Source organism: Frondihabitans sp. 762G35, assembly GCF_002074055.1.
In the GTDB taxonomy this organism is placed as follows: domain Bacteria; phylum Actinomycetota; class Actinomycetes; order Actinomycetales; family Microbacteriaceae; genus Frondihabitans.
The window spans coordinates 786,189-804,305 of record NZ_CP014619.1; the positions used below are offsets into that span (position 1 = coordinate 786,189).

Sequence of the window (18,117 nt, forward strand, 5' to 3'; positions counted from 1 at the left end):
CCATGCCGCACATCGTCTACGCCGGTCAGAGGATCGCCATCACCTCCCAGCAGCTCGTCGAGGTCAAAGACGGCCTGCGCGCGGCCGCCACCGAGGGCACCGTCTTCGAGACGTACCTCGCCGGGGGCGACGGGGCCGGGTTCTGGCTCCTCTGGACGCCGGGCGCGCCGATCGTCGTCAGCGACGCCGACGTGCCGCCGCTGCCGGAGATCCCGTGGCCCGACCTGTCGGCCCTCGGGCTCGGACTCCCGCCGGAGCCCCCGCAGCAGCAGCGCCGCGTCGGCTTCTAGCCCGGCCTCCGCCTAGCCCGCGACCGCCCCCGCACGCTTCGGCAGGCGCCAGCCCGGTCGGACGTAGTGGCAGGTGTACCCGTAGGGGTCCTTCTCGAGGTAGTCCTGGTGCTCCTCCTCGGCCTCCCAGAAGTCGCCGGCGGCCGTGACCTCGGTGACGACCTTCCCGGGCCAGAGCCCCGACGCATCGACGTCCGCGATCGTGTCGAGGGCTGTGCGCTTCTGCTCGTCGGAGGTGTAGAAGATCGCCGAACGGTAGGACGCCCCGACATCGTTGCCCTGGCGGTTCTTCGTCGACGGGTCGTGGATCTGGAAGAAGAACTCGAGCAGCTCGCGGTACGAGGTCAGTCCCGGGTCGAAGACGATCTCCACCGCCTCGGCGTGACCCTCGTGGTGACGGTAGGTGGCGTGCTCGCGCGTCCCGCCCGAGTAGCCCACGCGCGTCGAGACGATGCCGGGACGGCGGCGCAGGAGTTGCTGGGCACCCCAGAAGCAGCCTCCGGCGAGCACGGCCCGCTCGGTGCTCCCGGAGGACACGGGCTCCGCATCGTCGAAGAGCCCGGCGTAGGCGCCGTAACCCTGGGCGTCGAGCTCGGCGAGGGGGACGAATAGGAGCGCGGCGGAGTTGATGCAGTAGCGGAGCCCGCCCTCGGCCGTCGGCCCGTCGTGGAAGACGTGGCCCAGGTGGCTGTCGCCGGAGGTCGACCGCACCTCGGTCCGCCCGGCGAAGAGGAACCGGCCGCGCTTGAGAACGACGTTCTCGCCGTCGATGGGTCGGGTGAAGCTCGGCCAGCCGGTGCGGCTGTCGAACTTGTCGACGGAGGCGAAGAGGGGTTCGCCCGAGACGACGTCGACGTAGATACCGGCGTCCTTCGTGTCCCAGAACTCGTTGCGGAAAGCCGGCTCGGTCCCGTTCTTCTGGGTGACGCGGAACTGCTCGGGCGTCAGGCGGGTGACGGCTTCGGGGTCTTTGCGGTAGTTCGACATGGGTGCCTCCTGAGCAGGTCAACGTGCATCCTGCGTCGACTGTTCCGCGCCCGCCTGCGAATCCGGTGAGAACGATGCACTCGATGCATCGATGCACCTAGTGTGAACGCGTGAGATCCGCCGCCCGCCCCGTCCGAGAAGCCGAGCCCGACCGTCGTGCCGCCCTCAAGGCGCGCCACCGGGCCGCCATCCTCGATGCCGCGCGGAGCCTCATCGACGAGCAGGGCGGCCCCGGCTTCGGCGTGGAGGAGCTCGCCGCGCGGGCCGACGTGGCCCGCCGCACCGTCTTCAACCACTTCGCCTCGCTCGACGAGATCCTGCTGACCCTCTGCGCGGACGCCCTCGACGTCATCATCGACGACGTCATCGAGGCGGCCACCGTGACGACTCCGGTGGGCGACGGCAGCCGGGCCGCCCTCTTCGACGAGGTGTCGCAGATGCTCCGGCAGTCCGATCTCCCGTCCGCCATCGCGTCCATCACGCGGATCCTCGGCGAGCCCGACGCCGACGACCCCAAGGGCCGCGCCCTCAGCGACGAGGCGTTCGCGCGGGCGGCGGAGCGGCTCCTGCAGGAGGTCCTCCGCCGGAACCCCGGGGTCGACGCCCTCGACGCGGAGCTCCTCGTCACCTCGCTCATGAGCGGGCTCATCGTCGTGGCCAAGCACTGGGTGCTCGGTACCGGCGTACGGCTCGACGCGGTCGGCCGGGCCGAGTGGCAGCGGCTCCTCGGCCGCCTCACCGACAGCGTCCGCTCCGGGTACGCACCCGTCCACTGATCCTTCCCAGGGGTCCACCGGCGCACCCCGTCCCTCCCGCATCGCATCTCGTTTCACAGAAAGGTTCTGGGTCGCATGGCCGGTCTCCTCTATCGCCTCGGGCGGTTCTCCGCCCGACGGCACTGGGTCGTCATCGTCAGCTGGGTCGTCATCATCGCGCTCGCGGGTGTCGGCTACGGGCTGTTCAAGGGCCCCATCACATCCGCGATCAGCATCCCGGGCACGGCCACCCAGAAGGTGACGGACGAGCTCGCGGCCAAGTTCCCCAAGGCGTCGGGCGGCTCCGGGAGCCTCGTCTTCGAGTCCTCCGACGGCAAGGCCTTCACCGACGCGCAGAAGTCCGGCATCGGCACGCTCCTGTCCGACGTGTCGAAGATGGACGGCGTCCGCGCGACGACCGACCCGTTCACCACCCAGGCGGACCTCGCCTCGCAGAAGCAGAAGATCGTCGACGGCCGCGCCCAGATCACGGCGGCCAAGGAGCAGCTGACCACCGCCCAGTCGCAGCTCGACGCGGGCCAGAAGCAGCTCACGGCGGGCCAGCAGCAGCTCGACCAGGCGAAGGCGCAGGCTCAGGCCGCCGGTCAGCTCGCGGCCGCGCAGCCGCAGCTGGACGCGCAGCAGGCGCAGCTCGACGCGCAGCAGGCCACCCTGACGGCCAGCCAGAAGAAGATCGACGCCAGCTCGTCGACCCTCGCCGAGCAGAGCACGAAGCTCGAGCTCGGGTCCCAGCTCTTCGATCTCTCCTCGAACATCCGGCTCGTCTCGACCGACGGCACCGCCGCGGTCGGAACGATCCAGTTCACCAAGTCGACGAACCTCGTGTCGTCGAGCCTCAAGAGCGCCATCGAGGCCAAGGCCGACGCCGGGGTCGCCGGGGTCGACGTCTACGTGTCGCAGGACATCGCGCAGGGCGTCCCGAGCATCCTCGGTCCCGGCGAGGTGGTCGGCGTGATCGTCGCGGCCATCGTGCTGCTCCTCATGCTCGGCACCCTCATCGGAGCCGCACTCCCGCTTCTCTCGGCCGTCGTCGGACTCGGCGCCTCGGTGCTCGGGGCGATGGCGTTCTCCGGGATCGTGGAGTTCAACTCCGTCACGACCGTCCTCGGGATCATGCTGGGGCTGGCGGTCGGCATCGACTACTCCCTCTTCATCCTCAACCGGCACCGAGCGCAGTTGAAGCAGGGCGTCCCGCTCCACGAGTCCATCGGCCTCGCCAACGGCACCTCGGGCAACGCGGTCGTCTTCGCCGGATCGACGGTCATCGTCGCGCTCCTGGCGCTCAACATCACGGGCATCCCGTTCCTCGGCCTCATGGGCACCGTGGGTGCGGTGGCCGTGGCCGTCGCGATCCTCGTGGCGATCACCTTCACGCCCGCCATGCTCGGGATCGTGGGGATGCGGATCCTGCGCAAGAAGGAGCGCCGGTCGATCGGCAGCACCGGCGCGACCCGGGTGCCCAACGCTCCGATGAAGACCTGGCGCGCCGTCGTCACCCTCGTCGCCGGCGTCGCCGTGCTCGGAGTCGTCGCGCTGCCCGCCCTGCAGATGCGCCTCGGCCTCCCCGACGGCTCGTCGGAGGCCACGAACTCCAGCCAGTACAAGGCGTACAAGGTGCTCGAGGACAAGTTCGGCGCGGGGCAGAACGGGCCGCTCCTCGTCGTCGCGGACCTCCCGAAGGCCGCGACGGGCGACACCCTCACCCGGCAGCAGATCACGGTCGGCGAGAAGATCTCCGGCCTGTCCGACGTGTCCGCGATCGCCCCGATCGGCGCCTCGAGCGACGGCACGGTCGTGGCGTTCCAGGTGATCCCCAAGGGCGGGCCGTCGAGCGTGTCGACGGAGAACCTCGTCCACGAGCTCCGCGACCTCCCGGCGATCTCCTCGGACGACGGCGACATCACCCTCGGGGTGGCGGGCAACGCCAGCGCGAACATCGACGTGTCGGAGAAGCTCGCCACGGCGCTGCCGCTCTACCTCGTCGTGGTCGTCGGCCTGTCGCTGATCATCCTGATCCTCGTGTTCCGGTCGATCCTCGTGCCGCTGACCGCGACGGCCGGCTTCGTGCTCTCGCTCCTGGCGGCCTTCGGCGGTCTGACGGCGATCTACCAGTTCGGGTGGCTGTCCGCCGTCTTCGGCACGCACGACCCGGGGCCGATCCTGAGCTTCCTGCCGATCATCGAGGTCGGGGTGCTCTTCGGGCTCGCGATGGACTACCAGCTCTTCCTGGTCTCGGGGATGCGCGAGGCGTTCGCGCACGGCGCCCCCGCGAAGATCGCGGTGCAGCGCGGCCTCCACGCCGGGCGGGCCGTCGTGACGGCCGCCGCGATCATCATGATCTCGGTGTTCTCCGGCTTCATCTTCTCGGAATCCTCGACGATCCGGCCCATCGGCTTCGGGCTCGCGTTCGGTGTCCTGGTCGACGCGTTCGTCGTCCGGATGCTGCTCATCCCCGCCGCGATGCACCTGCTCGGCAAGGCGGCCTGGTGGTTCCCGAAGTGGCTCGACCGCATCGTGCCGGACGTCGACGTCGAGGGGGCGAAGCTCGAGCGCGGCCACCCGGCGGAGGCACCGCAGGATGCCCGGCCGGAGCACCACGACGCCGCGGTCTCCGGCGCCCACCCCGCGCACCGCGCCTGACGACGAGAGGGGCGGCCCGCTTCGGCGGACCGCCCCTCTCTCCATTCGACCGACTACACGTGGTCGCGCCAGCTGTGCTGCGGCTCGTAGCCCAGCAGACGCCGCGCCTTCTCGATGCCGAGGAGCGTCTCCGTGCCGGTGACCTCGCGCGAGAGCTCGACATCGGGGAAGACCTCCGCGGCCAGCTCGGCGCTCGGGCGGCTCATCACGGTGTCGGCGGCGGCGATGATGTAGGCCTCGAAGCCGGGCTTCGCGTTCGCGAGGGCCTTCGACACGGCCTGAGCACCGTCGCGGCCGTCGATGTAGCCCCAGAGGTTCCACTTGCGGAGGAGCGCGTCGGAGTCGAAGGACGGGAACTCCGCGTAGTCCTCCGGGTTCATCACGTTGGAGAAGCGGAAGGCCGTGATGCTGAGCTCCGGGTCCCAGCGCGTGAGCTGGATCGCCATCTGCTCCTCGAGGTGCTTCACGAGCGAGTAGGTGCTCTGCGGCCGGGCCGGGTACTCCTCGTCGACGGGGATGTACGGCGGGTCGATGTCGAAGGGGAGGCCGAGGACCGTCTCGCTCGACGCGTAGACGACCTTCTTGACTCCTGCGCGCCGGGCCGCCTGGAAGACGTTGTAGGTCGAGAGCATGTTGTTGTGGAACGTCGCCGAGTCGGGCAGGATCGCCGGGGCCGGGATCGCGCCGAGGTGGACGATCGCGTCGAAACCGGTCGAGACCTCGTCGATGCCGAGGATGGCGTCGACGACCTGGCCGTAGTCGGTGAGATCGATCTGGATGAAGCCGCGCCCGCGGGTCCCGGCTCGGTCGAGGTTGACGACGTCGTGGCCCTCGTCGGTGAGGCCCTTGACGACGCTCCGGCCGAGCTTGCCGCTTCCGCCCGTGACTGCGATCTTCATTGGTCGAACTCCTTCGTGTCGTTCGCCCCGCGACGAGCCGGTGGCTCCGGCCGCGTGGGCACCTCCGGCCATGATGCCAGCCGCGACCATTCATCGCCCCGGCTTCTGAATGGCATGAGCACTTTCCATTTGACGTCACACCCCGGCCTTCCTACTGTCGGAGCATGCTCACGACATCGACGACGATCCCCCTCCTCCCCGGCACCGCGATCCCGCAGATCGGATTCGGCGTGTTCCTGGTCGACCCGGAAGACACGCAGCGCGTCGTCGAGGACGCCCTCGCGGTCGGCTACCGACACATCGACACGGCCACCGGCTACAACAACGAGAAGGAGGTCGGGGCGGCCCTCCGCGCCTCCGGCATCCCCCGCGAGGAGATCTTCGTCACCACGAAGCTCCGCAACGACCACCACAAGGCCGGTGACGTCGAGGGCGCCTTCGAGCGCAGCCTCGAGGCCCTCGGTCTCGACGCCCTCGACCTCTACCTGATCCACTGGCCGATGCCCGCCAACGACCGCTACGTCGACACCTGGAAGACCTTCGAGACCTTCCACGCCGACGGCCGCGCGAAGGCGATCGGCGTCAGCAACTTCCAGATCCCGCACCTCGAGCGGCTCCTCGCCGAGACGGAGGTCGTGCCCGCCGTCAACCAGGTCGAGCTGCACCCGATCTTCCAGCAGCGGGAGCTCCGCGCGTTCCAGGACGGCCACGGCATCAAGACCGAGTCGTGGGGCCCCCTCGGTCAGGGCAAGTACGACCTCTTCGGCATGGTACCGGTGCAGGCGGCCGCGGCGGCGCACGACGCGACGCCCGCGCAGGTCGTCCTCCGCTGGCACCTCCAGACCGGGAACATCGTGATCCCGAAGTCGAACCGGCGCGAGCGCATGGCCGAGAACCTCGACGTCTTCTCGTTCGAGCTCAGCGACGACGAGATGCGGGCGATCGACGACCTCGACGAGAACCGTCGCGTCGGCGGCCACCCCGACGAGATCAACTGACCCGATGGATCTCCGGCAGATGGAGTACTTCGTCGCCCTCGCGGACGAGCAGCAGTTCACGCGCGCCGCGGAGCTGACGCGCGTGTCGCAGTCGGGGCTCTCGGCCGCGATCCGCACGCTCGAGGACGAACTCCAGACGCCGCTGTTCACCCGCACCACCCGTCGCGTCGAACTGACGGGAGCCGGGCGCGCGCTGCTCCCGCACGCCCGAGCGCTGCTCGCCCAGGCTCTCGCCGGTCGCGACGCCGTCGTGGCCGCCCGCGCGGAGGTCCTCGGCGACCTCCGCGTCGGAGGCGAGCAGTGCCTCGGCGTCATCGACCTGCCCGACCTCCTCACGCGATTCCACGGCCGCTACCCCAAGGTCGTCATCTCGTTCGAGCAGGCAGGATCCACGGAGCTCCTGTCGAAGCTCCGCGCGGGCGACCTCGACCTCGCGTTCGTCGCCACGGGCGAGGGTGACGCGTCGACCCGCGCCCACCAGCAGGGCGCCCCCGTGCTGACCGAGATCGCCGTCGAGCCCCTCGTCTTCCTCTGCGCGCCCGACTCCCGCTTCGCGAAGCGGCCCCAGGTGCTCTGGGAGGAGCTCGAGGGCGAGACCTTCGTCGACTTCCACGCGACCTGGGGGGTGCGGAGCATCAACGACCGGGCCTTCGCGCGGCGCGACCTCGACCGCCGCGTCGGCCTCGTGGTCAACGACGTGCACACGCTCCTCGACTTCGTGCAGCGCCGGTTGGGGGTGGCGATCGTGCCGCGCCCGATCGCCGGGAAGCCGCAGGCGCAGGGCCTCGTGGCCATCCCGTTCGCCGACGCGGACGCCGACCGGTGGTCGGTCGGGGTCGCGACGCCGGCGCACGACGGCGCCTCCTCGGTGGCCGCGAAACTCCTCGAACTCGTGCCGTCGCGCGAGGCTACGGTGGTGGGATAGAGGCGGTCGGGCTCCGGCTCCGGTGCGCTCGGGGTCGACGGGGGAGACGTGGCGAAGAGGGAGTGGCCGACGCGCGGGTGGCGGTTCTGGGCGCGGGCCGTGGGACTGTTCGTCCTGGGCGTCGGGCTCTCCACGCTCCTTTCCGTCGGACTGGAGAGCACCCACTGGTTCCCGGAGGACTTCCCGGTGGGCTCGATCGGAGCGGGGCTCTTCGCAGGGCTCTTCGGCGGTCCACTGGGTCTGCTCATCGCGCGGCGGCGTCTGGGAGATCGCCTGTCCGCGGCCCTCCGCGAGTCAGGCGGGAAGTGGCGACACGGTCGCCTCACCGTGACACCCGGGCTCATCGTCTTCGAGCCCTACCGGCGTCAGACGACGCTGGTCCGCGGCACCCGCGAGGAGTACCGCGTCGGCCGCGTCGGCGACGACACCGGCCGTCGCCCGCCCCGCCGTCAGCTCCTGTGGATCAATCCGCAGCTCCACATCGTCGATCTCGACACCGATCGGGGTCGGCGGGAGATCGCGCTCCTGCCCACCGCTCTCACCACGCTGCGGGAGCGCCTCTCCGAGCCCTCGCTCGCGGGCGACGCGTCGTCTTCGCCCTCCGGCCCCTGACCCGCCCGGGGAGGGGCGCCCGCCGAGGGCACGGAGCCGACCATCAGCCGCCGCCCGCGATACTGGAGGCCCGATCCCCGACCCCTGGAGACCGCGCATGTCGCCCCGCCGCCTGTTCCGCACGCTCGCCCTCGCCGAGGCGGTGACCTGGACCCTCCTGATCGTCGGCATGCTGCTGAAGTACGTCGTGCGGGCGGGAGACGTCGGGGTCCGCGTGGGCGGCTCGATCCACGGATTCGTCTTCCTGCTCTTCCTCGTCGCGGTCGCGGTCGTCGCCGTCAACCAGCGCTGGAGCCTCCGCCTCACCCTGGTCGCGGTCGCCAGCGCCGTCGTCCCCTATGCCACGATCCCCTTCGAGGTCGCCGTCGACCGCCGCGGGCTGCTCGGTGGCGACTGGCGTCGCGAGGCGACGGGCGACCCGCAGCATGCCCGGCCGCTCGACCGCCTCCTCCGCTGGGTCCTCGCCCACACCGCGCTCGCGGCAGTGGTCGGCGTCATCGGCGTGGCCCTCGTCTTCACCCTGCTCCTCGTGGTGGGGCCGCCCGGCGGCGCGTCGCCCATCCGCTAGTCGCACCCGGCACCGCCGCCGGGCAGACGAAGGGGCCCGGAGCTCCCGCTCCGGGCCCTTCACCGTGCCGCTACTTGCCGAGGGCCGCCTGCGCGCCCTTCTCGGCGGCCGCGAGCGCGTCCGACGGCGACTCCTTGAGCAGCATCGCCTTCTGGATCTCCTCCGAGAGGGCGGCGCTCACCTCGCCGTACTGCGTGATCGACGGTCGCGCCTTGGCGTAGTCGAGCTCCGAGGCGAACTCGGCGACGCGCGGGTTCTTCTCGAGGTACGACTTCCAGGTGGCGTTCGACGACGTCTCCTTGTTGCTGGGCAGGAACCCGTTCTCGCTGTCCCAGACGGCCTGCGTCTCGGGCTTCAGCCAGTACTGCAGGAACTCCCACGAGCCGGCCTCCTCCGCCTTGGTGCCCGAGAGGAGGTAGGAGTTGTTCGTGCCGAGGTTCATGGCGGGCTCCTTGATGCCGGGCAGGGCGAAGACGCCCACGTTGCCGTCGCCGAGTCCCTGGTCGAGCACGGACAGGTTGTAGGCGCCGTTGATCTGCATCGCGACCTTCTTCGCGGTCATCGCGGCGGTGCCGTTGTTGTCGCTCGCCGTCTGGAGGCTCTGCGGGTAGGCGCTGCCGTCCTTCACCATGTCGGTCCAGGCCGTGAGAGCCGTGACACCCTCGGGGCTGTTGAAGGCCACCTTCGTGTTGTCCTCGTTGAGGAACTCGCCGCCCGCGCTCCACAGCATCGACTGCCAGGTGAAGACGGGCCACTCGCCGGTGCCGATCGGGAGGTACATGCCGTACTGCGTGGTGCCCTTCGTCAGCTTCTTGGCGTCGGCGGCGAGCTCGTCCCAGGTGGTCGGCAGCGTGGTGATGCCGGCGTCCTTGAACATCTGCTTGTTGTAGACGACGGCGTAGTCGCCGATGTCGGTGGGCAGCGTGTAGACCTTGCCGTCGAACGTCCCGGTGGAGAGCATGCCCTCGGTGAAGTTGTCCTTCGAGATCGTCGACGACGAGTCGGCGAGGAGGGAGTCGAGCGGCACGACCTTGCCGGTCTGGATGACCTGGCCGATGTTCTGCGGCGTGCTGTCGCCGAGGACCATGTTGGGGCCGGTGTCGTTCTTGACCGCGTTGATGAGCTTGGAGTCGAACTGGTCGCTCGTCGCCGCGTACTGCGCGCTGACGGTGTACTTGTCCTGCGAGGCGTTGAACTTGTCGATCAGCTTCTTGGCGCTCGTGACCGAGGTGCCGGTGTAGTTGTACCAGACGGTGATCGCGGTCTTGCCGGAGGCCGAGCCTCCGGTGTTGCCGGTGACGGAGCCGCCCGAGCAGCCGGTCAGGGCGAGCGCGGCGGCGCCGGTGAGGGCGACGGCGACGAGGAGCCGCTTCCTGGTCGGGCGGAAGCGGAACGGGGAGGGTGACGGCATGGTGGTCCTCTCGTGGGGGCGGTGCGGGGAAGGGGAGGGGGGAGAGCGGTGGATCAGCGGAGCCCGCCGGCCATGGCCGACACGATCTGCTTCTGGAAGATGATGAAGACGACGAACACCGGCAGGATGGCCAGGGTCGACCCGGCCATGAGCAGGTTGAAGCTCTCGGCGGCGTTGGTCGACTGGAGCTGCGCGAGACCGATCGGCACGGTGAAGAAGTCGGTCTTCGTCACGGCGAGGAACTGGAAGAAGAAGTTGTTCCAGTTGTAGACGAACGACAGCACCGCGAAGGCCCCGATCATCGGCGTCGCCATGGGGGTGACGACCGACCACATCCGGCGCCAGACGCCCGCGCCGTCGACCCGCGAGGCATCCTCGATCTCGGTGGGGAACGACTCGAAGAACTGCTTGAAGAGGAACACCCCGAGGATCGACGGCACGTTCGGCACGATGAGCCCCTGGTACGAGTTCAGCCAGCCGAACTGCGACAGAAGGCTGATGAGGGGCGTGAACACGACCTCGAAGGGGACGAGCAGGGCGGCGAGCAGGATCACGAAGATCACGCCGGAGCCCCGGAACTTCAGCCGCGAGAACGCGAACCCGGCCGCGAGGCTGGTGACGATCTGCCCGGCCGTCGAGGCGACCGACACGATGGTGGAGTTGAGGTAGTAGGTGCCGAACGGCGCCACCGAGAAGATCTGGGTGTAGTTGTCGAAGTGCCAGACCTTCGGCAGGAACGTCGGCGGGAAGCTGAGCGCCTCGGCCGACGACTTGAAGCTCGTCAGCACCATCCAGACGAACGGTCCGAAGAAGAGGATGACGCCGAGAACGAGGATCGCGTGGCGGAGGATCGAGGGCGTCGCGAGGCGCAGTCGCGCGGAGAACGGGCGCTTGCGGTGGGTGCGGACGGCGGGGCGCGCGGTGCGCCGGGCGGTGGCTCCTGCGGTGAATTCGGTCACGGTCGGTCTCCTAGGTGAGCTCGATGGTGTCGCGGCGGTTCAGCACGCGAAGCTGGATGACGGAGACGACGATCCCGACGATCAGCAGGAGCACGGCCGCGGCGCTCGCCGTGCCCCCGTGGAAGAAGACGAAGCCCTGCTGGTAGATGAAGTAGAGGATCGTCTCGGTCGACTGGAGCGGGCCGCCCTGCGTGAGGATGTAGACCTGGGTGAAGACCTGGAGCGCGCCGATCACACCGGTGATCGCCAGGAACCCCAGCGTCGGCACGACGAGCGGGAGCGAGATCGAGAAGAAGCGCCGGATGGGGCCGGCCCCGTCGAGGGTCGCCGCCTCGTGGTAGCTCTGCGGGATGTTCGTGAGCGCCGCCGAGAAGATGATCATCGCGTAGCCGGTGCCCTGCCAGATGGAGAAGACCATCACGCTGATGAGGGCCCACGGTTCGGAGTTGAGGAACCCGATGGGGGCGACCCCGAGCGAGGTGAGCGCCCCGTTCACGATGCCGCCGAGCGGGGAGAGGATGAAGCTGAAGATGAGGGCGCTGCCGACGATCGGTGCGATGTAGGGCACGAAGAGGAGGGCCCGGTAGACACCGCGACCCCGGAACGGCTGGGCGAGGAGGGCCGCGAAGAAGAGGCCGATCGCCATGGTGATCGGAACGACCACGAGAACGTAGATCCCCGTGTTGCCGGCCGCCCGGAGGAACTCGTCGTTCTGGAAGAGGCCGGTGAAGTTCGACAGCCCCACGAAGTCGCCGGTCTGACCGGTGGCCGGGTTCCAGGTCGTGAAGCTGTAGCCGACCGTCTGGACGAGCGGGTAGAGGTAGAAGACGGCCAGAAGGACGGTCGTCGGCGCGATGAGCGCGTACCCGGCTCGCCCCTCCTGCTCCTCGGTCGTGCGTCTCCGGCGGACGCGGGGCGGCCTCGGCACGACGGCTGTCGCGCCGGTGCTCGAGGTGCTGTCGACGGTGCTCTGCATCGGGGCTCCTCCTGATAGGGGACCCGGGCGCATCGCGAAAACATCGTGACGCCGTCGTCCGGATCTACTTCGATGAAACCTAGTGTTGGTCTGTTTCTAGATCATTACCGTTCGATCACCAAATGTAAACAGTCGATTTCGGGGGTACTTCGTTCGATTTCTGACGCTAGAGTGACGCCATGAACCCGAACCATCTGCAGGACTCCGACTACGTCGCCGGGTCCGCGGGAGACGTCCTCCGGCTCATCCGGTCGAGCGACGCCATGTCGAGGTCGACCCTCGCGCGCACCACCGGTCTGGCCCCGTCGACCGTGTCGCTCCGGGTCGAGGCGCTCGTCGCGCTCGGGCTGGTCCGCGAGCAGGGCACGGAGGACTCCCGGGGCGGCCGTCGCGCGCGGAGGCTCGCGCTCGCCGGCGACGCCGGATTCGTCGCGGGCGTCGACGTCGGGGCGAACCACGTGCGCGTGGTGCTGAGCGACCTCGCCGGCCGGGTGCTCGCCGACAGCGACACCGACGCGACCCGCGCGGTCGGGGTCTCCGAGGATCCTGCGGAGACCGTCGACGCCCTCTGGGCGGCGATCAACGAGCTCGCCGCCGTCGCGGGGCTCGACCCCGATCGCTTCCGCGGAGCCGCGATCGGCATCCCCGCCCCCATCGAGTACCCGAGCGGCCGCGTCGTCACGCCGTCGTTCCGGCCCACCTGGCACGAGGCCGACCTGCCCGGGCTCTTCGCCCGGCACACCCCCGCTCCCGTCCTCGTCGAGAACGACGCCAACCTCATCGCGCTCTACGAGAGCACCGAGCGGGGCCGCACCGACGAGAACCAGCTCCTCGCGATCAAGATCGGCACGCGCATCGGCTGCGGGATCCTCGCCAGCGGCCGCCTGCACCGCGGCATCGGAGGAGCGGCCGGCGAGATCAGCCACATGGCCGTCGCGGGGGAGTCCGTGATCGCCTGCACCTGCGGCGTCCCGAACTGCCTGGACTCGGTCGCGAGCGGCGGGGCGATCGCGGCGAAGCTCCGCGCCCTCGGCCTCGACGCGGCCGGGGCGTCGGACGTCGTCGCCCTCGGCGCCCGGGGCGAACCGCTCGCGCTCGACGCCCTCCGCGAGGCCGGGGCCATGATCGGCCAGTCCCTCGCCGGCATCGTCAACTTCTTCAACCCGCGCGAGGTCGTGCTCGCCGGATCCATGTCCGCGTCGCTCCCGCTGGTGGCGGCGATCCGCGCCGAGCTCTTCCAGAAGTGCCTGCCCCTCGTCGCCCACGACCTCGAGGTCCGGGCGACGAGGGACGCCCGGGTGGCGGGCATCCGGGGCGCGACGCTCCTCGCCCTCGACGAGGTGCTGGCTCCCGCCCGGATCGACGCCCTCCTCCGCGAGACGGCCGACGACGTGAGGACGGCCTGACGGTGACGGACCTCGCACACGGCGACCCCGGGCATCCTGCGGACACCGCCGTCGTCGCCGTCGACATCGGCGGGACGACCATCAAGGGCGCGGCGTTCGACGACCGCGGCGCCCTCCTCGACCGGTTGACCGTGCCGACGTTCGGCGTCGAGTCGAGCGCCGTCGAATCGCTCGCCGCGCTCGTCGGGCGGCTCGAGGGCGCCATCGCCGGAGGCGGGCGTCGCCTCGCCGGCATCGGCGTCGCGTCCCCGGGACTCGTCGACCCCGTCCACGGCAGGGTGAGCTTCGCCGCGAACCTCGGCTGGTCGGACCTCCCGCTCGTCGACATCCTCACGGAGCGATTCGGCGTCCCCGTGGCCCTGGAGCACGACGGCCGTGCCGCGGCGCGGGCCGAGCGGGCGGCGCGCATCGCCGCGGGGCGCGACGGCGACGAGTTCGTCTTCGTCCCGATCGGCACGGGCATCTCCGCCGCGATCGTCACCGGCGGCGTCGTCGTCCAGGGGGCCACCGGAGGTGCGGGCGAGTTCGGGCACGTGCAGGTCGTGCCCGACGGCGAGCTGTGCACCTGCGGTCAGCGCGGCTGCATCGAGGTCTACGCGTCCGCAAGCGCCATCGTCCGCCGCTACCGCGCCCAGGGCGGGACCTCGACCGGTCTCACCCGGGAGATCACCGAGGCCGTCGACGACGATCCGGTGGCGGCCCGGGTCTGGGACGCCGCCGTCGGCGCCCTCGCCACCGGCATCACCGGCCTCGCCGCCCTCCTCGACCCGACCGCCATCGTGATCGGCGGCGGCCTCGGGGAAGCGGGGGAGCGGCTCCTGGTGCCGCTTCGAGCCCGCGTCGCCGAGCACCTCGGGTGGCGCGTGCCCCCGCTGATCGAGCAGTCGCTCGTCGGCCCCGGCGCCGGGCTGGAGGGCGCCGCGCTCCTGCTCGGACCCGTGGCCCGGGGCTCCCGCGCGCCAGGCTCGACCCTCGTCTCCCCTCCCGCCTCCGTCCCATCCCCGCCGAAGGAGTTCTCATGACCGACACACCCCTGCGCATCGGCCTCGTCGGTGCCGGTGGCATCGCGCACGCCCACCTGCCCAACCTGCTCCGGCTCGGAGCGACCGTGCTCGTCTACTCCGAGGTGGGCGCCGACGCCCTCGTCGCGCAGTACGGCGGGCAGGTCGTCGACACCCTCGACGAGCTGCTGGCGAGCGTCGACTTCGTCGACGTCGCGACCCCCACCTACACCCACCACGCCGTGGTGAAGAAGGCGTTGGCGGCCGGTCTCGACGTCGTCTCGGAGAAGCCCCTCGCGCGGACGGACGCCGACGCGCTCGATCTCGTCGAGGCCGCGCGCGCGGCGGGCCGGCAGCTCTATCCGGCCCACGTCGTGCGGTTCTTCCCCGAGTACGTCCGGCTCAAGGAGGCGGTCGACGAGGGGATCCTCGGCGATCTGGCCGTCCTGCGCTTCTCCCGGTCGGGTGCCTTCCCGACGCGGACGCCCTGGTTCGGCGACCGCGCGCTCTCCGGCGGCATCATCATGGACCAGATGATCCACGACCTCGACATCGCCCGGTGGGTCGCCGGCGAGGTCGTCCGCGTCTCCGCCGTGTCGACCCGCCGCGGCGACGCGGAGCACCCCGTCGAGGCGGCGCACGTGCTCCTCACCCACGCCTCCGGCGCCATCAGCCACGTGGCCGGGATCTGGGGACCGCAGCACCTCCGGTTCACGACGGAGTACTCCGTCACCGGGACCCTCGGCAGCCTCGCCCACTCCTCCCTCGCCGAGCAGAACTACACGGCCGATCTCGCCTCGCCCGACGCGGCGAACGGGCTGATGCCGGAGGTCGACCCGACCGAGGACCCCTACTTCCTCGAACTCCGCGAGTACGCGGCCGCGTTCCGGGGCGGCGCGACACCGCGCGTGACGGCCGACGACGGCCGGATCGCGGTCCGCATCGCGAACGCGGCCCTCGAGTCGCTCGCGACCGGCCAGCCGGTCGCGCTCGAGCCGGAGGTGCGCTGACATGGCGACCGTCACGCCCCTCACGCCGCCCGCCCCGTCGGCCCCCGTCGCCCCGCTCAAGGTCGCGATCATGTCGTTCGCGCACACGCACGCCCTCGGCTACGCCGCCGCCCTGCGGGAGATGCCGGGGGTCGAGGTGCGCGTCTCGGATCCTGCGGTCCCCGACGTTCTCGTGCCCGGTGAGGTGCGGGGCCGCGCGCTCGCCGACGCCCTGGGCGTCGACTACGCGGAGACCTACGACGACCTCCTCGCCTGGGGGCCGGATGCGGTGATCGTCACGAGCGAGAACGCCCGCCACCGCGAGTTGGTCGAGCTCGCCGCCGGCGCAGGAGCCGCGATCCTCTGCGAGAAGCCCCTCGCGACGTCCTGGGAGGACGGCCTCGCCATGCGCGCGGCCGTCGAGAAGGCCGGGGTGCCGTTCATGATGGCGTTCCCGGTGCGGTTCGCGGGCACGTTCGACCGGCTGCGCGCCGCCCACGAGGGCGGGGCCCTCGGCGAGGTGTTCGCGATCCGCGGCAGCAACAACGGGATGCTGCCGCTGGCGCGGTCGTGGTTCACGGAGCCGGAGCTCTCCGGCGGCGGTGCCCTCGTCGACCACGTGGTCCACATCGCCGATCTGCTCGATGCGCTGCGAGGAGTGCCCGTGGCCTCGGTCACGGCCGTGGCGAACACGAAGCTGCACGCCGCCCGAGCCCGCGCCGAGACGGCCGGTCTCGTCACCCTCACCTACGCCGACGGGGTCGTCGCCGCGATCGACTGCTCCTGGAGCCAGCCCGACACGTCGCCGATCTGGGGAGGACTGAAGCTCTCGGTCGCAGGATCCGCGGGGACCGTCGACATCGACTTCTTCGGCCCCGCCGCGCGCGGCCTCGACGCCCGGACCGGCGCCGCGATCGTGCGGACCTACGGCCCGAACTTCGACGAGGCGATGCTCGACGTGTTCCTCTCCGCCGTGCGGGCGGGCGAGCAGCCGCAGCCCGACCTGGCGGTCGGGTTGCGGACGCTCGGCGTGGTGCTGGCCGCGCAGGAGTCGGTGCGGACGGGCCGCACGGTCGAGGTCGTCGCGCCCTGACCCGCTTGGCCCGCCGAGACTCCACGACTCGCTGCTCATGTTCGGGGTGACGTGGCGTGTCGTGGAGTCTCACGGCGGGCGCGTGCGGCCCGGCCCGCCGAGACTCCACAACGCGCCGCTCACCTTCGACGCAGCGTGGCGTGTCGTGGAGTCTCGCGGTGCAGCGACGAGCAGCGGCCCGCCGCCCGGCCGGAGCCCCGGGGTATCGTGGTCGCATGACGAGCGACAGCGCCCCCGACCGCATCCTGATGTTCGGCGCCGAGTGGTGCGGCGACTGCCGCCGCTCCAAGGCCCTGCTCGAGCGCGAGGGCGTGCAGTACGACTACGTCGACCTGGAGAAGGTCGACGACGGGGCCGACCGGGCCCGCGCGATCAGCGGTCGCACGAACATCCCGGTCATCGTCTTCCCCGACGGCTCGCACCTGGTCGAGCCGACCGACGCCGAGCTCGCCGCGCGTCTCGGCTGACGGCCGGCGAGCCGACCCCGTGAGCGAGCAGGAGCCGCAGGGTCCGTCCGCGCGCGCCACCCGCCGCATCCGGCTCACCCTCCGGAAGCCCCGCGTGGGCCTCTTCCCGAAGCCGACCGTCGTCATCGACGGCCGCGGCCAGCCGGCGCAGTGGGGAACGGGCACCTGGGTCGTGTCGGCCGACGAGCCGGCCGTCGTCGGCGTCTTCCTCTTCGCGCGCGGACTGCGCTTCGGCGAGGCGGAGGCCACCGTCTCGCCCGGCGACGAGGGCGTCCTGACGTACAGCGCCCCGATGCTGCCGCTCGGACCGGGGCGCTTCGAGGCGGGCGAGCGCTAGCTCGTCCGCGACTCAGTAGCGGGGCTGCTCGGGAACCTCGAGCTCGCCGAGCACGCCGTCGATCTGCCCGAGGAAGTCGGGGAGGTCCTCCGGGCTCCGCGACGTCACGAGGGTCCATCCCGCGGAGTCGTCGCGCACGACGGCCTGGTCGACCCAGTCGCCGCCGGCGTTCTTGACGTCGGTCTGCACGGAGGCGAACGACGTCAGCTTCTTGCCGTCGAGCACGCCCGCCTCGACGAGGGCCCACGGGGCGTGGCAGATGGCGGCGACGGGTCGCTTGGAGTCGACGAACGCGTGCACGAGCTCGAGCGCGCGCGCCTCGGTCCGGAGGGTGTCGGCGTTGATCGTGCCGCCGGGGATCAGCAGGAGCCCGTAGCCCGCGGCGTCGACGTCGTCGAGGGTGAGGTCGGGCGTCAGCGTCTGCCCGGGGTCCTTGTCTCCGACGAGGGTGACGATCTCGTCCTTCGTCACGGCGGCGATGTCGACGAGTGCTCCGGCGTCGCGGAGGTGCTGGACGGGGACGACGAGCTCGTCCTGCTCGATGCCGTAGTTCGTGACGATGGCGAGGACGCGGCGTCCGGTGAGGTCGGTGGTCATGGTGGGGATCTCCTTCTGCGGGTGGGTGCCCGCTCGGGTGCGACCGTACTCGGGCGCTCGCGGTCCGCTCCCAGCCGTCGTCGGCGGCGGGAGCGCACCGGCCGCGGAGGGCCGATGACACCGTGCCGTCGCGCGGTCGACGGGGTACACGGCGTCGAGAGGCGCGCTCCCTCACGGTGCCGCCCC

19 protein-coding genes are annotated in these 18,117 nt (G+C 71.0%); 13 read left to right on the forward strand and 6 right to left on the reverse strand.

Annotated elements, in window-relative coordinates:
- Nucleotides 1-2: 2 nt before the first annotated feature.
- The gene (locus AS850_RS03970) at nucleotides 3-290 is read left to right on the forward strand and encodes a hypothetical protein (RefSeq protein ID WP_119867957.1); all 288 of its coding nucleotides are present in this window, start codon (nucleotides 3-5) and stop codon (nucleotides 288-290) included.
- Between the two features lie 12 nt (nucleotides 291-302).
- Here the strand turns inward: AS850_RS03970 and AS850_RS03975 are convergent, their stop codons facing one another.
- Nucleotides 303-1,277, reverse strand: coding sequence for a bifunctional methionine sulfoxide reductase B/A protein (locus AS850_RS03975; protein ID WP_119867958.1), 975 nt, complete (start codon nucleotides 1,275-1,277; stop codon nucleotides 303-305).
- Between the two features lie 110 nt (nucleotides 1,278-1,387).
- On the opposite strand from AS850_RS03975, the gene AS850_RS03980 reads away from it, so the two are divergent.
- Nucleotides 1,388-2,053 (forward strand): TetR/AcrR family transcriptional regulator, encoded by a 666-nt coding sequence (locus tag AS850_RS03980; protein ID WP_119867959.1) that lies wholly within the window; start codon nucleotides 1,388-1,390, stop codon nucleotides 2,051-2,053.
- 75 nt (nucleotides 2,054-2,128) lie between these two features.
- Nucleotides 2,129-4,693, forward strand: a complete 2,565-nt coding sequence (locus tag AS850_RS03985) for an MMPL family transporter (protein WP_119867960.1) — start codon at nucleotides 2,129-2,131, stop codon at nucleotides 4,691-4,693.
- A 53-nt stretch (nucleotides 4,694-4,746) separates the two neighbouring features.
- Here the strand turns inward: AS850_RS03985 and AS850_RS03990 are convergent, their stop codons facing one another.
- Nucleotides 4,747-5,592: an NAD-dependent epimerase/dehydratase family protein gene (locus AS850_RS03990; protein ID WP_119867961.1), complete on the reverse strand. Its 846-nt coding sequence runs from the start codon at nucleotides 5,590-5,592 to the stop codon at nucleotides 4,747-4,749.
- Between the two features lie 164 nt (nucleotides 5,593-5,756).
- Here AS850_RS03990 and AS850_RS03995 point away from each other — a divergent pair, with 164 nt between their 5' ends.
- The 4 genes from AS850_RS03995 (at nucleotide 5,757) to AS850_RS04010 (ending at nucleotide 8,695) form a co-directional block, all read left to right on the forward strand.
- Complete coding sequence (locus AS850_RS03995; protein WP_119867962.1) at nucleotides 5,757-6,590, forward strand: aldo/keto reductase; 834 nt, start codon at nucleotides 5,757-5,759, stop codon at nucleotides 6,588-6,590.
- 4 nt (nucleotides 6,591-6,594) lie between these two features.
- On the forward strand, nucleotides 6,595-7,515 hold the full coding sequence (locus AS850_RS04000; protein ID WP_119867963.1) for a LysR family transcriptional regulator: 921 nt from the start codon (nucleotides 6,595-6,597) through the stop codon (nucleotides 7,513-7,515).
- Nucleotides 7,516-7,614: 99 nt separating this feature from the next.
- Complete coding sequence (locus AS850_RS04005; protein ID WP_216819852.1) at nucleotides 7,615-8,127, forward strand: hypothetical protein; 513 nt, start codon at nucleotides 7,615-7,617, stop codon at nucleotides 8,125-8,127.
- A gap of 97 nt (nucleotides 8,128-8,224) precedes the next feature.
- Nucleotides 8,225-8,695 carry a DUF3817 domain-containing protein gene (locus tag AS850_RS04010; protein WP_119867965.1) on the forward strand — a complete coding sequence of 157 codons (471 nt, stop codon included), beginning with the start codon at nucleotides 8,225-8,227 and terminating at the stop codon, nucleotides 8,693-8,695.
- A gap of 70 nt (nucleotides 8,696-8,765) precedes the next feature.
- Here AS850_RS04010 and AS850_RS04015 read toward each other — a convergent pair whose 3' ends face one another.
- Genes AS850_RS04015 through AS850_RS04025 form a run of 3 tightly spaced genes read right to left on the reverse strand, consistent with a single transcriptional unit; the run spans nucleotide 8,766 to nucleotide 12,041 of the window.
- A complete protein-coding gene (locus AS850_RS04015) occupies nucleotides 8,766-10,106 on the reverse strand; it encodes an ABC transporter substrate-binding protein (protein ID WP_119867966.1) in 1,341 nt (446 codons plus the stop codon).
- Between the two features lie 53 nt (nucleotides 10,107-10,159).
- A complete protein-coding gene (locus AS850_RS04020; protein WP_119867967.1) occupies nucleotides 10,160-11,065 on the reverse strand; it encodes a carbohydrate ABC transporter permease in 906 nt (301 codons plus the stop codon).
- A 10-nt stretch (nucleotides 11,066-11,075) separates the two neighbouring features.
- Complete coding sequence (locus AS850_RS04025) at nucleotides 11,076-12,041, reverse strand: carbohydrate ABC transporter permease (RefSeq protein ID WP_164088383.1); 966 nt, start codon at nucleotides 12,039-12,041, stop codon at nucleotides 11,076-11,078.
- A 179-nt stretch (nucleotides 12,042-12,220) separates the two neighbouring features.
- Between AS850_RS04025 and AS850_RS04030 the strand changes: the two genes are divergently transcribed.
- From AS850_RS04030 to AS850_RS04055, 6 genes are all read left to right on the forward strand, one after another.
- Nucleotides 12,221-13,447 carry an ROK family transcriptional regulator gene (locus AS850_RS04030; RefSeq protein ID WP_119867969.1) on the forward strand — a complete coding sequence of 409 codons (1,227 nt, stop codon included), beginning with the start codon at nucleotides 12,221-12,223 and terminating at the stop codon, nucleotides 13,445-13,447.
- 2 nt (nucleotides 13,448-13,449) lie between these two features.
- Nucleotides 13,450-14,469, forward strand: a complete 1,020-nt coding sequence (locus AS850_RS04035; protein WP_119867970.1) for an ROK family protein — start codon at nucleotides 13,450-13,452, stop codon at nucleotides 14,467-14,469.
- A complete protein-coding gene (locus tag AS850_RS04040) occupies nucleotides 14,466-15,458 on the forward strand; it encodes a Gfo/Idh/MocA family protein (RefSeq protein WP_119867971.1) in 993 nt (330 codons plus the stop codon). Before AS850_RS04035 ends, AS850_RS04040 begins: the two co-directional genes overlap by 4 nt.
- 1 nt (nucleotide 15,459) lies before the next feature.
- Nucleotides 15,460-16,530, forward strand: coding sequence for a Gfo/Idh/MocA family protein (locus AS850_RS04045; protein WP_119867972.1), 1,071 nt, complete (start codon nucleotides 15,460-15,462; stop codon nucleotides 16,528-16,530).
- A 215-nt stretch (nucleotides 16,531-16,745) separates the two neighbouring features.
- The gene (locus AS850_RS04050; RefSeq protein WP_119867973.1) at nucleotides 16,746-16,997 is read left to right on the forward strand and encodes a glutaredoxin family protein; all 252 of its coding nucleotides are present in this window, start codon (nucleotides 16,746-16,748) and stop codon (nucleotides 16,995-16,997) included.
- A gap of 19 nt (nucleotides 16,998-17,016) precedes the next feature.
- Nucleotides 17,017-17,334, forward strand: coding sequence for a hypothetical protein (locus AS850_RS04055; protein ID WP_119867974.1), 318 nt, complete (start codon nucleotides 17,017-17,019; stop codon nucleotides 17,332-17,334).
- Between the two features lie 12 nt (nucleotides 17,335-17,346).
- Here AS850_RS04055 and AS850_RS04060 read toward each other — a convergent pair whose 3' ends face one another.
- The gene (locus AS850_RS04060; RefSeq protein ID WP_119867975.1) at nucleotides 17,347-17,931 is read right to left on the reverse strand and encodes a DJ-1/PfpI/YhbO family deglycase/protease; all 585 of its coding nucleotides are present in this window, start codon (nucleotides 17,929-17,931) and stop codon (nucleotides 17,347-17,349) included.
- Nucleotides 17,932-18,117: the final 186 nt, after the last annotated feature.

Bases quoted from the DNA above. Each gene is read 5' to 3' on its own strand.
- AS850_RS04050 (WP_119867973.1), top strand. From the start codon at position 16,746: ATGACGAGCGACAGCGCCCCCGACCGCATCCTGATGTTCGGCGCCGAG.
- AS850_RS03995 (WP_119867962.1), top strand. From the start codon at position 5,757: ATGCTCACGACATCGACGACGATCCCCCTCCTCCCCGGCACCGCGATC.
- AS850_RS04000 (WP_119867963.1), top strand. From the start codon at position 6,595: ATGGATCTCCGGCAGATGGAGTACTTCGTCGCCCTCGCGGACGAGCAG.
- AS850_RS04030 (WP_119867969.1), top strand. From the start codon at position 12,221: ATGAACCCGAACCATCTGCAGGACTCCGACTACGTCGCCGGGTCCGCG.
- AS850_RS04045 (WP_119867972.1), top strand. From the start codon at position 15,460: ATGGCGACCGTCACGCCCCTCACGCCGCCCGCCCCGTCGGCCCCCGTC.
- AS850_RS04010 (WP_119867965.1), top strand. From the start codon at position 8,225: ATGTCGCCCCGCCGCCTGTTCCGCACGCTCGCCCTCGCCGAGGCGGTG.
- AS850_RS04060 (WP_119867975.1), bottom strand. From the start codon at position 17,931: ATGACCACCGACCTCACCGGACGCCGCGTCCTCGCCATCGTCACGAAC.
- AS850_RS03970 (WP_119867957.1), top strand. From the start codon at position 3: ATGCCGCACATCGTCTACGCCGGTCAGAGGATCGCCATCACCTCCCAG.
- AS850_RS03985 (WP_119867960.1), top strand. From the start codon at position 2,129: ATGGCCGGTCTCCTCTATCGCCTCGGGCGGTTCTCCGCCCGACGGCAC.
- AS850_RS04040 (WP_119867971.1), top strand. From the start codon at position 14,466: ATGACCGACACACCCCTGCGCATCGGCCTCGTCGGTGCCGGTGGCATC.
- AS850_RS04025 (WP_164088383.1), bottom strand. From the start codon at position 12,041: ATGCAGAGCACCGTCGACAGCACCTCGAGCACCGGCGCGACAGCCGTC.
- AS850_RS04015 (WP_119867966.1), bottom strand. From the start codon at position 10,106: ATGCCGTCACCCTCCCCGTTCCGCTTCCGCCCGACCAGGAAGCGGCTC.
- AS850_RS03990 (WP_119867961.1), bottom strand. From the start codon at position 5,592: ATGAAGATCGCAGTCACGGGCGGAAGCGGCAAGCTCGGCCGGAGCGTC.
- AS850_RS03975 (WP_119867958.1), bottom strand. From the start codon at position 1,277: ATGTCGAACTACCGCAAAGACCCCGAAGCCGTCACCCGCCTGACGCCC.